This is a genomic window from Pseudomonas sp. 22526, assembly GCF_052044735.1.
In the GTDB taxonomy this organism is placed as follows: domain Bacteria; phylum Pseudomonadota; class Gammaproteobacteria; order Pseudomonadales; family Pseudomonadaceae; genus Aquipseudomonas; species Aquipseudomonas piscium.
In genome coordinates, this window is record NZ_JBQENK010000019.1 from 17,840 (window position 1) to 30,138 (window position 12,299).

10 protein-coding genes are annotated in these 12,299 nt (G+C 66.0%); 8 read left to right on the plus strand and 2 right to left on the minus strand.

All coding sequences use genetic code 11. From position 1 onward, the window contains the following. The first annotated feature begins 80 nt into the window (after positions 1-80). Positions 81-758, plus strand: coding sequence for a TetR/AcrR family transcriptional regulator (locus ACTJKT_RS24455; protein WP_440788878.1), 678 nt, complete (start codon positions 81-83; stop codon positions 756-758). Between the two features lie 75 nt (positions 759-833). Here the strand turns inward: ACTJKT_RS24455 and ACTJKT_RS24460 are convergent, their stop codons facing one another. Both ACTJKT_RS24460 and aroQ read right to left on the minus strand, forming a co-directional pair. Continuing rightward, entirely contained in the window at positions 834-1,688 is an 855-nt protein-coding gene (locus ACTJKT_RS24460) for a shikimate dehydrogenase (protein WP_440788879.1), read from the minus strand. Next, positions 1,685-2,134 (minus strand): type II 3-dehydroquinate dehydratase, encoded by a 450-nt coding sequence (gene aroQ / locus ACTJKT_RS24465; protein WP_053281029.1) that lies wholly within the window; start codon positions 2,132-2,134, stop codon positions 1,685-1,687. The genes ACTJKT_RS24460 and aroQ overlap by 4 nt, the downstream gene beginning before the upstream one ends. A 256-nt stretch (positions 2,135-2,390) precedes the next feature. Between aroQ and ACTJKT_RS24470 the strand changes: the two genes are divergently transcribed. From ACTJKT_RS24470 to ACTJKT_RS24500, 7 genes are all read left to right on the plus strand, one after another. Further along, the gene (locus ACTJKT_RS24470; RefSeq protein WP_007928868.1) at positions 2,391-2,909 is read left to right on the plus strand and encodes an RNA polymerase sigma factor; all 519 of its coding nucleotides are present in this window, start codon (positions 2,391-2,393) and stop codon (positions 2,907-2,909) included. Positions 2,910-2,972: 63 nt separating this feature from the next. After that, positions 2,973-3,977, plus strand: a complete 1,005-nt coding sequence (locus ACTJKT_RS24475) for a FecR family protein (protein WP_440788880.1) — start codon at positions 2,973-2,975, stop codon at positions 3,975-3,977. Between the two features lie 132 nt (positions 3,978-4,109). Next, the gene (locus ACTJKT_RS24480; RefSeq protein ID WP_440788881.1) at positions 4,110-6,791 is read left to right on the plus strand and encodes a TonB-dependent hemoglobin/transferrin/lactoferrin family receptor; all 2,682 of its coding nucleotides are present in this window, start codon (positions 4,110-4,112) and stop codon (positions 6,789-6,791) included. A gap of 81 nt (positions 6,792-6,872) precedes the next feature. Beyond that, a complete protein-coding gene (locus ACTJKT_RS24485; RefSeq protein WP_440788882.1) occupies positions 6,873-7,493 on the plus strand; it encodes a heme acquisition protein HasA in 621 nt (206 codons plus the stop codon). 218 nt (positions 7,494-7,711) lie between these two features. Next, the gene (locus ACTJKT_RS24490) at positions 7,712-9,499 is read left to right on the plus strand and encodes a type I secretion system permease/ATPase (RefSeq protein WP_440788883.1); all 1,788 of its coding nucleotides are present in this window, start codon (positions 7,712-7,714) and stop codon (positions 9,497-9,499) included. Then, the gene (locus ACTJKT_RS24495; RefSeq protein WP_440788884.1) at positions 9,496-10,851 is read left to right on the plus strand and encodes an HlyD family type I secretion periplasmic adaptor subunit; all 1,356 of its coding nucleotides are present in this window, start codon (positions 9,496-9,498) and stop codon (positions 10,849-10,851) included. Before ACTJKT_RS24490 ends, ACTJKT_RS24495 begins: the two co-directional genes overlap by 4 nt. Next, the gene (locus ACTJKT_RS24500) at positions 10,848-12,191 is read left to right on the plus strand and encodes a TolC family outer membrane protein (protein ID WP_440788885.1); all 1,344 of its coding nucleotides are present in this window, start codon (positions 10,848-10,850) and stop codon (positions 12,189-12,191) included. The genes ACTJKT_RS24495 and ACTJKT_RS24500 overlap by 4 nt, the downstream gene beginning before the upstream one ends. The last annotated feature ends 108 nt before the right edge of the window (positions 12,192-12,299 follow it).

Below are 12,299 nucleotides of genomic sequence, written 5' to 3' on the forward strand. Positions count from 1 at the left end.
GGGCCGCCGTCCTGCTTTCCTTCGCTGCGCGACGCGGCCCATAATCGCCCGCGTGTGCAGCGATGGCCGTGAGCCCCAGAATGATAATGACCACAGAACTCTCCGTAGTGCCCGAGCAGTCCGTGAACGAGCCGCGCAAGAGTCGCAAGAACAACCCGGAAAAGACCCGCGAGAACATTCTTCAAGAAGCCATTGTCGAGTTCGTGCAGCAGGGCCTGTCCGGTGCTCGGGTGGATGCCATCGCCGAGCGCATCCACACCTCCAAGCGCATGATCTATTACTACTTCGGCAGCAAGGAGCAGCTGTACGTCGAGGTGCTGGAGAAGCTCTACGGCGATATCCGCAGCACCGAGAGCCGCCTGCACCTGGCGGAGCTGGCGCCGCGCGAAGCGATTCGCCGGCTGGTGGAGTTCACCTTCGACCACCACGACCGCAACGTCGATTTCGTGCGCATCGTCAGCATCGAGAACATCCACAACGCCGAGTACGTGAAGCGCTCCGAGGCGATCAAGGCGATGAACAACACCATCCTCCATGCCTTGGGCGAGATCCTGCAGCGCGGGGTCGACGAGGGCGTGTTCCGCGCCGGCCTGGACCCGCTGGATGTGCACTTGCTGATCAGCTCGTTCTGCTTCTACCGCGTGTCCAACCGGCACACCTTCGGCGAGATCTTCCAGATCGACCTGCCCGACGAAGCGATCAAGCAGCGCCACCGCGAGATGATCTGCGAGTCGGTGCTGCGCTACCTGCAGGCCTGAGATTGATCGCGAGCCAGCTCGCTCCTACAGAAGTTGCGGAATCCTTGTAGGAGCGAGCTTGCTCGCGATCGCCTTTCAGCCATTCATGCTCTGGAAATGCGCGAGCATGCGCTGGGCATCCGGCGTTATGCCGCTGAACAGCTCGAAGGCCTTCACCGCCTGAAACACCGCCATGTTGCCGCCGTCCAGGGTGCGGCAGCCGAGGGCGCGGGCGTTGCGCAGAAGCTCGGTTTCCAGCGGGAAGTAGACGATCTCCGCGACCCACAACTCAGGGCGCAGCAACTCGACCGGTACCGGCATGCCCGGCAGCTTGGCCATGCCCATCGGCGTGGTGTTCACCAGGCCGTCGGCGGCGGCCAGGGTAGTGGGCAGGTTGACGCCGGCCTTGGCCCGGCCGGGGCCGAAATGCTGGTTGAGGTTGTCCGCCAGGCTCTGGGCGCGGGCGCTTTCCACATCGAAGATGCTCAACTGCTGCACGCCTTCGCTGAGCAGCGCATGGGCCACCGCCGCACCGGCGCCGCCGGCGCCCATCTGCACCACGCGCTCCAGGGCCACGCCCTGCAAGCCGCGGCGGAAGCCTTCGGCAAAACCCAGGCAGTCGGTGTTGTGGCCGACGCGCTTGCCGTCCTTGAGCACCACGGTGTTCACCGCGCCGATGCCGCGGGCTTCCGGCGACAGTTCGTCGAGCAGCGGGATGATGCTCTGCTTGCAGGGAAAGGTGATGTTCAACCCGGTGAAGTTCATGCGCTCGGCGGCCAGCAGCAGGTCGGGCAGGGCGCTGCTGTCGAGTTGCAACTGGTCCAGGTCGATCAGCCGGTACAGGTAGCGCAGGCCCTGGGCATCGCCTTCGTGCTCATGCAGCGCCGGGGTGCGCGAGGCCTGGATGCCGGCGCCGATCAGTCCGGCCAGTACGGTGTTCTGCTGGGTCATGCCTGGGCTCCTTGAAAGCGCTGGCTGAAATGCGCCAGTGCCAGGCGATAGCCATGGCTGCCGAAGCCGCACATGACCGCCAGGGCGATGCCCGAGACAAAGGAGTGATGGCGGAAGGGTTCGCGGGCGTGGACGTTCGACAGGTGCACTTCGATCACCGGCAGTTCGCTGGCCACCAGGGCATCGCGGATCGCCACCGAGGTGTGGGTCCAGGCCGCCGGGTTGATCAGGATCCCGGCGCAACGGCCACGGGCGCCGTGAATCCAGTCCAGCAGTTCGCCTTCGTGGTTGGTCTGGCGAAACTCCACAGTCAGGCCGAACTCCTCGGCGGCACGCCCGCATTGGGCGGAAATGTCGGCCAGGGTCTCGTGACCGTAAGTGGCGGGTTCGCGGGTGCCGAGCAGGTTCAGGTTCGGGCCGTTGAGCACCAGAACGATAGGGCGCATGAGGGGAATTCTCCGTTGTTATTGTGGGCGCGGCTTGAGCGGCCAGCGGCTGGGGCTAAATTGTACTAACTAGTTAATTTGGTCAATGAGCCGGATGACAGCCCCGAAATAATGGTTCGATAATCGAACACTACCCGGATGAGTGGAGAGGTTCTTTCACTTTTCCGAAGGAGGATGCGTATTCATATCAATTGAAAACAATTCTTAGTAAGCCGTAAGATGCCGGCCAATTTCCTTCAAGTTCCAGGGAGTCGGTTTGTCGGACGTGGATCTCAAGGGGCTGTTTCTCAAGCATGCCGCTACCTTGCGTGGGTATCTGGCGCGCAAGGTACGGGACCCGCAGTTGGCCGCTGATCTGGTGCAGGAGAGTTTCCTGCGGCTGGCCGAACAGACGCGCGGCGAGCGCATCGACAATTCCCAGGGGTATCTCTACCGAACGGCGAACAATCTGCTGATCGACCATGTCCGTCAGGAAGCACGGCGCAAGACCGATACCGTGCCCCATGAAGCCCTGGCCGAGATCGAGGATGAGCAGGCCGGTCTGGAGGCTCAGGCGATGGCGCAGCAACAGCGCAAGGCATTGAAGCAGGCCATTCTGGAGTTGCCGCCGCGCACTCAGGAGATTTTCCGCTTGAACCGGATCGAAGGCATGACCCACGCCGAAGTGGCCAGGCATCTGGAGATTTCCGACAGCTCGGTGCAGAAACACCTGTCCAGGGCCCTGGCCCATGTGATGCAGCGCCTGGCTACCGGCGGTCGGGCGGCCGACGAGTGAGTTACGGTAAAAACCGGGGTCAGTCGTCACTGCTTATATATAACGAGAAATCGAGATTCACACGTGAATAGCCAGGGTCCGCAAGAGCGCAGTATCACTGAGGCCGCCGCCGACTGGGCGGTGCGTTTGCACGCCGGTGGACTGAGCGCCGCCGAGCAGGCCGAGCTGGAGCAATGGCAGGCGCGGGACCCGCGTCACGCCCAGGCGCTGGCGTTTGCCCGGCAGACCTGGGACGCGTTGGGCGAGCTGCGCCTGGAGCCGGAACTGGCGCAACCGCGTCGGGCGCCCGCCGCCAGGGCCATGCCCCTTCCCCGGCCGCGCCGTCGGCGTTTCCTGCCGCGGGCGGCCAGCGCCGCGGTGCTGGTGCTGGCCGTCGCGCTCGGCTGGTGGCAAGGGCCGCAAGCCTTGCTGCACATGCAGGCCGACTACCTCACCGGCAAAGGCGAAGTGCGCACCCTGCAGCTGGCCGACGGCAGTACCGTGGAGCTGGATTCGTCCAGCGCCATTCGCCTCGATTTCAACCAGACCCAGCGCCAGGTGCATTTGCTTGCCGGCTCCGCGGTGTTCGACGTGGCGCCCATGGGCGGCGAGGAGAGCCGCCCTTTTGTGGTCGAGAGTGCCGGCGGGCAGACCCGTGCCCTGGGCACGCGTTTCGTGGTGGGGCGTGAGAGCAGTGAGCAGGCCTGGGTCGGCGTGCTGCAACACAGCGTTGCCGTGAGCCTGGATACGCCGGCGCAACAGGGCGCTTCCGAACGGGTGCTGCAGGAAGGGCAGAGTGCGCGCTACAACCCGCTGTCGGGGGTGGTCGCCCTGGAGGCTGTCGATCTGCAACGGGCCACCGGCTGGCGTCGTGGCGTGCTGGTGTTCGATCGCCAGCCGCTGGCGCTGGTGATCGAACAGCTCAATCGTTATCGCCCCGGCCGGGTGCTGCTGGGCAACGAGGCCCTGGCCCAGCGCCAGGTCAGCGGCGTATTCCGCCTGGACATGCTCGACACCGCCCTGGCCACCCTGACCCGGGAACTGCAGGTGCGGCACTTCGATCTGGCCGGCGTCAGCCTGATTTACTGAGGCCTGGCGCCGCCTGTTTCCTCCCCGTGAAAAATAATTGAAAAAAACCTTACTGAGTTTTCCTGCCTGGCACGTCTAGCTAACTGAGATGCATTCGCATCAATAAAAAGCAGCCAGCGCAGGAATACGAGTATGAAAAGCAGTCGCACTGGAGTTCACGCCGCAAGCCGGTTGGCCCTGGCCATTCACCTGGGCGCCGCGGGGCTGCTGCTCGATGCCGGCCTGGTGCACGCGGCGCAAAGTGCCGCTGTTGCTGGCGCCGAGCAGCCAAGCCGCCTGCTGTTCGACATTCCTGCGCAAGCCCTGGACAGCGCCGTGCTGGCCTTCGCCGAACAGGCCGGGCTGCAAGTGCTGTTCGACAGCCAGCGCCTCAAGGGCCTGCACAGCTCGCCGCTCAAGGGCAGCTACAGCGTCCAGGAAGGCCTGGCGCGGCTGCTGGGCAACGCGCCGGTGGAATACCGCTTCACCGGCGACAGCCAGGTCACCCTGAACCGTGTCGCCGCCGAGCACCAGGGGGCTTTGGCCCTGGCCACCACTACAGTGTCCGGCAACCTCGAAGGGCGAAAAAGCGATTGGGTCTACAGCGCGCCGCGTTCGGTGAGCGTCGTCAGCCGTGAGCAGATCGACCGCAACCCGCCCCGGCACGCGGCGGACATGCTGGAAGAAACCAGCGGCGTGTACTCGGCGGTCAGCCAGCAGGACCCCGGCCTGTCAGTGAACATCCGCGGCATCCAGGATTACGGCCGGGTCAACATGTCGGTCGACGGCATGCGCCAGAACTACCAGCAGAGCGGCCACCAGCAACGCAACGGCACCCTGTATGTCGACCCCGAGCTGCTTTCCGAGGTGGTGATCGAGAAGGGCGCGACCTCCAGCATGGGCGGTGCCGGGGTGATCGGCGGGATCGCCAATTTTCGCACCCTGGAAGCCCGCGACCTGATCAAGCCGGGCGAGGAAATCGGCGGGCGCATTCGCCTGACCACCGGTTTGGGCGGGCGCAGCAACGGCACGCACTTTATCGGCAGTTCGGCCTTCGCCATCGGCACTGAAGTCTGGGACATGCTGGTCGCCGCCAGCGAGCGGCACCTGGGCGACTACGACCCGGGGACCCGCGGCAGCATCGGCGAGCTGCGCACCGGTGGCTGGCGCGACCCTTCGATCAACGATCGGGTAAAGAACTCGCCGGTGGCCTATTCAGGTTCGGTGATGCGCTCGCGCCTGGCCAAGCTCGGGCTGAACCTGCCCCAGGACCAGCGCCTGCAGTTCAGCTACCTGACCACTCAGGTGTCCTACGACGACGCCAATATGCTCAACACCGAGAGGGACCAGCTGTGGGAGAAGCTGGGCAGCAGCGATGTGCGCTCGCAGAACTTCGCCCTCGACTACAGCTACACCCCGGACAACCCGCTGGTGGACTTCAAGGCCAAGCTCTATTACGTCGACAACCGCAACGACCAGAGCACCCTGCGACGGGGCATCACCCCCGGTTATTCGATCACCTACCAGACCGACACCTACGGCGCCCAGGCGCAGAACATCTCGACCTTCGCCCTGGGCGAGCTGTCGACGCTCAAGGCCAACTACGGCCTGGAGTTCTTCTACGACAAGGTACGCCCGGACTCCAGCCAGCCGGTGGCGAGCGGTTCGGCGGTGAACGCCCCGGCCTCGGAAGGCATGACGCCCAAGGGCGACCGCGCGCTTGGCAGCCTGTTCGCCCGCCTGGACTACGACTACGACGGCTGGCTGAACCTTAATGCCGGGTTGCGCTACGACCGTTACCGGCTGCGCGGCGATACCGGGATCAATACCCGCACCTTCATTCTCGGCACCACCCGGCAAACCACGGTGCCGGTCAACTATGACGTGGACACCGAGGAAGGGCGTTTCTCGCCGACCTTCGGCCTGTCGATCAAGCCCGGCGTGGAATGGCTGCAACTGTTCGCCAGCTACGGCAAGGGTTGGCGTCCGCCGGCGATCACCGAGACCCTGATCACCGGCCGCCCCCACGGTGGTGGCGCCGAGAGCATGTACCCCAACCCCTTCCTGCGTCCGGAGCGCTCCACCACCTGGGAAGCCGGGGTCAATGTGTTCAAGGAAAACCTGTGGTTCGACGATGACCGGCTGGGGATCAAGGTCGCCTACTTCGACACCCGCGTCGAAGACTTCATCTTCATGAACATGGGCATGCAGCCCCCGGGCTACGGCATGGCCGGGATCGGCAACAGCGCCTATGTCAACAACCTGCAGGACACCCGCTTCAAGGGCGTGGAGTACCAGCTCGACTACGACGCCGGGCGCGCCTACGGGCAGCTGGCCTACACCCACATGATCGGCAGCAACGACTTCTGCTCGAAGACCGCATGGCTGGGCGGGGTGACCCAGACCGTGAAGAACAGCACGGCCGGCCGCGCCCCGGTGGTCGGCATGCGCCCGGACCAACAGGCCAACAGCGCCAGCCATTGCAGCGCGATCCTCGGCTCGGCCGAACACATGCCGATGGACCGCGGCACCTTGACCCTGGGCGCGCGCTTCTTCGAGCGCAAGCTGGATATCGGCGCCCGGGCCCGCTACAGCGCGGGCTACTCGGAAGGCGGCAGCAACACCCGCACCACCACCAGCGTCTACCCCGCGGACTGGAAGTCCTACACCGTTTACGACCTGTACGGCAGCTACCGCGCCACCGAAGAACTGACCCTGCGCCTGGCGATGGAGAACGTCACCGACCGCGCCTACCTGGTGCCCATGGGCGACGTGCTGGCCTTCACCCTGGGGCGCGGCCGCACCTTGCAGGGCACCCTCGAATATCAGTTCTGACCGCTTTTGCCCAGAGAAGGGCAAAACCGCAGCGGGCATCGGCCCGCTGCGGAGTGACCAACCTATGTACTGGAGTTTTGCATGAGCATTTCCATTTCCTACAGCGCTACCTACGGCGGCGTCAGCGTTGCGAACTACCTCAATGACTGGTCGGCCTACTTTGGCGACGTCAACCATCGCCCGGGCCAGGTGGTCGATGGCACCAACACCGGCGGCTTCAACCCGGGCCCGTTCTCGGGTACCGAGTACGCGCTGAAGAGCACCCACAGCGACGCCGCGTTCGTGGCCGAAGGCAACCTCAACTACACCCTGTTCGAGAGCCCGAGCCACACCCTGTGGGGCAACCTGAACACCGTCTCGCTGGGCGACACCCTGACCGGTGGCCCGAGCGCCGGCGGCTACAACCTGGTCAGCCAGGAAGTCAGCTTCACCAACCTGGGCCTCAACAGCCTGCGCGACGAAGGCCGTGCCGGTGAGGTGCACAAGGTGGTCTATGGCCTGATGAGCGGCGACAGCTCGGCGCTGGCCGGCGAGATCGATGCCCTGCTCAAGGCGATCAGCCCGAACCTGTCGATCAACTCGACGTTCGACGACCTGGCCGCGGCCGGTGTCGCCCACGTCGCCCCGGCATCCGCCGCCGCGGCCGACATCGGCCTGGTGGGTGTGCAGGACGTGGCCCAGGACTGGGCGCTGGCAGCCTGAATGGCCGCTTGAGGCATAAAAAAACGAATGAAAGATCGCTCTTCCATTCGTTCGCTTGAATCACCCCCGTCGCCCGAGTTTTCGAAGGCCAGGGCGGCGGCGGTGGCAAATTCTGGGGAGCGCCGCGATGGCTGTCAACGCACGCGGCGCGCCTCTTGCCGACCCGCTCCGACGGAACGGGTGGCTGTGTATTTCCCGACTCCCAACAGGACACCTCGATGAGCAGGCCGAACCCACTTGCCGGTTCCGAGACGCTGGCGGCCCTGGCCGCCTATAAAAGCGGCTTCTTCAACATCGGCCTGTTCTCGGCGGTGATCAACCTGCTGATGCTGGCGCCCGCGCTGTACATGCTGCAGGTGTACGACCGGGTGCTGGCGTCCGGCAACCAGATGACCCTGTTGATGCTGACGCTGATGATCGTCGGCCTGTTCGGCCTGATGGGCGCCCTGGAGTGGGTGCGCAGCCAGGTGGTGATCCGCCTGGGCACGCAGATGGACATGCGCCTGAACCAGCGGGTCTACGACGCGGCCTTCGAGGCCCAGCTCAAGGGCAGCCCGCAAGCCGCCGGCCAGGCCCTGAATGACCTGACGGCGCTGCGCCAGTTCGCCACCGGCAATGCGCTGTTCGCGTTTTTCGATGCGCCGTGGTTTCCGGTCTACCTGCTGGTGATCTTTATGTTCCATCCCTGGCTCGGCCTGCTGGCCCTGGGTGGCGCGCTGCTGTTGGTGGCCCTGGCCTGGATCAACCAGCATATCTGCCAGGCGCCGCTGGCCGAGGCCAGCCAGCTGTCCATCAGCACCAGCCAGCAGGCCACGGCCAACCTGCGCAACGCCGATGCCATCGAAGCCATGGGCATGCTCGCCGCGCTGCGCGAGCGCTGGTTCGGCGGGCACCAGGCGTTCCTGGCCCAGCAGAACCTGGCCAGTGAAAAGACCGCGCTGATCAGCGCCTGGTCCAAGGGCGTGCGCCTGGCCCTGCAATCTTTGGTGCTGGGCCTCGGCGCGCTGCTGGCGGTGCAGGGGGAAATCACCCCGGGGATGATGATCGCCGGTTCGATCCTGATGGGCCGGGTGCTCAGCCCCATCGACCAGTTGATCGCCGTGTGGAAGCAGTGGAGCTCGGCGCGCCTGGCCTATGCGCGGTTGTCGGAGATGCTGCAGGCCAATCCGCCACGCCCTGCGCGCATGAGCCTGCCCACGCCCAAGGGCGAGTTGAGCGTCGAGCAGTTGAGTGCCTGCGCCCCCGGCAGTCGCCGGCCGGCCCTGGCCAACCTGGGGTTCACCCTGCCGGCCGGGCAGGTGCTGGGAGTCATCGGCCCCTCAGGTTGTGGCAAGTCGACCCTGGCGCGGCTGTTGGTGGGGGCCTGGACGCCGCTGGCGGGCAAGGTCCGCCTCGACGGCGCGGAACTGAGCCAGTGGGACCGCCAGCAACTCGGCCCGCACATCGGTTACCTGCCCCAGGATATCCAGCTGTTCGCCGGCAGCATCGCCGAGAACATCGCGCGCTTTGGCGAGGTGAATGCCGACCAGGTTTTGGCGGCGGCGCAAATGGCCGGGGTGCATCAGCTGATCCTGCAATTGCCGCAAGGCTATGACACCCGCCTGGGGGAGGGCGGGGCCGGACTGTCCGGGGGGCAGAAGCAGCGCATCGCCCTGGCCCGCGCACTGTATGGCCTGCCAGCGCTGATCGTGCTCGACGAGCCCAACGCCAACCTCGATGAGGCCGGCGAGCAGGCGCTGTTGCAGGCGATTGCCCAGCTCAAGCAGCAGCGCCGCACCCTGGTGCTGATCACCCACAAGCCCAATGTGCTGAGCCTGACCGACCAGCTGATGATCCTGCGCGAGGGCCAGCTACAGGCTTTCGGACCGACGACGCGGGTCCTGGAAAGCATGCACAAGCCCAAGGCCGCCGCGGCTCCAGTGGCCCCGGCGAGCACCCCGGCGGCCAGCATGAATGTCAGTTATCGCCTGGGCGTGGCCGCCACCGGCGAAGGAAAAAAAGCATGAGCCAAGCACAATCCCTAGGTCGCCTGCCGACCGCCGACAACAACCATCGCGCCCCGGGCAACCTGCTGGCCCTGGACGAGAAGAAATACTCGCGTCTGGGCTGGCTGCTGGTGCTCGGCGGCTTTGCCGGCTTCCTTGGCTGGGCCGCGCTGGCGCCCCTGGACAAGGGCGTGGCGGTGGCCGGCAAGGTCATGGTCTCGGGGCACCGCAAGGCGGTGCAGCACCCCAGCGGCGGCATCATCGAGCGCATCGAGGTGCGCGACGGCGAAGTGGTCAGCGCCGGCCAGGTGTTGATTCGCCTCAAGGAGCTGCCGCTGCGCACTCAGGTACAGTCGCTGCGCACGCAGTTCCTCGGCTCCCTGGCCAGCGAGGCCCGCCTGAACGCGGAGCGCGATGGTAGCCAGGTCCTGGCCTTCGCCCCGGAACTGCTGGCCCAGGCCGATGACCCGGAAGTGGCCGCCACCATGGCTCTGCAACGCCAGCTGTTCAGCAGCCGCGCCCAGGCCCTGGCCATGGAGCAGCAGGGCATCGCCGAAAGCATCGCCGGTTCCGAAGCCCAATTGCGCGGCACCCGCGATTCCCAGGCGAGCAAGGTGCTCCAGCGCAGCGCCTTGAACGAGCAACTGCAAGGGCTGCGCGAACTCGCCCGCGACGGCTACATCCCGCGCAACCGGTTGCTGGACAGCGAGCGCCTGTATGCGCAGATCGACGGCTCGATCTCCGAGGATTTCGGGCGCATCGGCCAGTTGCAGCGGCAGATCCTCGAGATGCGCTTGCGTATCCGCCAACTGGCCGAGGAGTTCCAGAAAGAGCTGCGCAGCCAGCTGGCCGAAACCCGTACCCGCAGCGAAGACCTGCGCAACCGCCTGGCGTCGGCCGAGTTCGAGCTGGCCAACAGCCTGGTGCGCGCACCGGCGGCCGGAGTGGTGGTGGGTCTGGAGGTGTTCACCGAAGGCGGGGTGGTCAAGCCGGGGCAGGCGCTGATGGAGATAGTACCCCAGGGCGAGCCGCTGCTGGTGGAGGCGCGGGTACCGGTGCAGATGATCGACAAGGTGCACCCCGGGCTGCCGGTGGAGTTGATGTTCTCGGCCTTCAGCCAGAGCACCACGCCGCGGGTCGCTGGGCAGGTGACCCTGGTGTCGGCCGACAGGCAGGTGGACGAGCGCACCGACGAGCCCTACTACACCTTGCGCGCCGAGGTCAGCGCCGACGGCATGCAGCAGCTGCGCGGCTTGCAGATCCGTCCGGGCATGCCGGTGGAAGCCTTTGTCCGTACCGGCGAGCGCTCGATGCTCAATTACCTGTTCAAGCCGTTGCTGGACCGCACGCACATGGCACTGGTGGAAGAATGAACCGGCGTTTTATCCCCTGGCTGCTGGCCAGCCTCTGTGGCCTGTGCACCCCGGCGGCCCACGCCCTGGGACTGCTGGACGCCTACGCGCTGGCGGTACGCAACGACCCGACCTTCCAGGCGGCGATTCAGGAACGCGATGCCGGCGAAGAGAACCGCGCGCTGGGCCGCGCCGCCCTGTTGCCGACCCTGTCATGGAACTACAACAACTCGCGCAACGAGTCCGAGGTCACCCAGACCACGCCCCTGGGCGACGCTTCCACCGATCGCGACTACCGCAGTTACGCCTCGACCCTGACCTTGCAGCAGCCGCTGCTGGATTACGAAGCCTATGCGCGCTTTCGCCAGGGCGCGGCCCAGGCGCTGTTCGCCGACGAGCGTTTTCGCAGCAAGAGCCAGGAACTGGCGGTGCGGCTGTTGGGCGCCTACAGCCAGGCCCTGCTGGCCCAGGAGCGTATCGAGCTGAGCCAGGCCCAGCGGCGCGCCTATGCCGAGCGCCTGCAACTCAACCAGCGTTTGCTCAAGGGCGGAGAAGGCACCCGCACCGACGTGCTGGAAACCCAGGCGCGCTTGAGCCTGGCCCTGGCCGAGGAGATCGAGGCCCGCGACCTGCAGGACAGCGCCCTGCGCGAGCTGGAAGCGATAGTCGGCCAGCCGTTGCGGGTCGACGAACTCGACCCGCTGGCCCGCCGATTCGCGATCCAGCCGGTGCAGCCCAACCGCTTCGAGAGCTGGCGCGACCTGGCCATCGCCAACAACCCGGAGCTGGCCTCCCAGCAGCACGCGTTGCAGGCTGCGGAATATGAAGTGGAGCGCAAGCGCGCGGGGCATCTGCCCAAGGTCAGCCTCTACGCCAGCAGCCGCCAGACCAGCTCGGATTCAGAAAGCACCTACAACCAGAAATACGACACCAACAGCGTCGGCATCCAGGTCAGCCTGCCGCTGTTCGCCGGCGGCTCGGTCTCGGCGTCGACCCGCCAGGCGGCCAGCCAGCTGTCCCAGGCGCAATACGAGCTGGATGCGCAGACCGCCAACGTGCTGATCGAGCTGCGCAAGCAGTTCAACCTCAACACCAGCGGCGCGGCGCGGGTCCGCGCCTATGAGATGGCGGTCGAGTCGGCCGAAGCCCTGGTCCAGGCCACCCTGAAAAGCGTGCGCGGCGGCGAGCGGGTCAACCTCGACGTGCTGGATGCCGAGCAACAGCTGTTCAGCGCCCGGCGCGACCTGGCCGATGCGCGGCACGCCTACCTGCTGGCGCGGATCCAGCTCAGGTTCTACGCCGGCCTGCTCAATGAGCAGGACTTGCAGCAGCTGGCCGGCTACTTCCGCCCCGTCAGCTGACACCGCTCTCTGTAGCCGCTGCCGCAGGCTGCGATCGGCCGGAACGGCCGTGGCGGTCTTGAAATCGCTGAAGGTCCTGCGGACCTTATCGCAGCCTGCGGCAGCGGC

What these genes read in the sequence shown, in the direction of transcription:
- ACTJKT_RS24455 (WP_440788878.1), top strand. Translation starts at nt 81, where the DNA reads ATGATAATGACCACAGAACTCTCCGTAGTGCCCGAGCAGTCCGTGAAC.
- ACTJKT_RS24460 (WP_440788879.1), bottom strand. Translation starts at nt 1,688, where the DNA reads ATGACCCAGCAGAACACCGTACTGGCCGGACTGATCGGCGCCGGCATC.
- aroQ (WP_053281029.1), bottom strand. Translation starts at nt 2,134, where the DNA reads ATGCGCCCTATCGTTCTGGTGCTCAACGGCCCGAACCTGAACCTGCTC.
- ACTJKT_RS24480 (WP_440788881.1), top strand. Translation starts at nt 4,110, where the DNA reads ATGAAAAGCAGTCGCACTGGAGTTCACGCCGCAAGCCGGTTGGCCCTG.
- ACTJKT_RS24485 (WP_440788882.1), top strand. Translation starts at nt 6,873, where the DNA reads ATGAGCATTTCCATTTCCTACAGCGCTACCTACGGCGGCGTCAGCGTT.
- ACTJKT_RS24490 (WP_440788883.1), top strand. Translation starts at nt 7,712, where the DNA reads ATGAGCAGGCCGAACCCACTTGCCGGTTCCGAGACGCTGGCGGCCCTG.
- ACTJKT_RS24495 (WP_440788884.1), top strand. Translation starts at nt 9,496, where the DNA reads ATGAGCCAAGCACAATCCCTAGGTCGCCTGCCGACCGCCGACAACAAC.
- ACTJKT_RS24500 (WP_440788885.1), top strand. Translation starts at nt 10,848, where the DNA reads ATGAACCGGCGTTTTATCCCCTGGCTGCTGGCCAGCCTCTGTGGCCTG.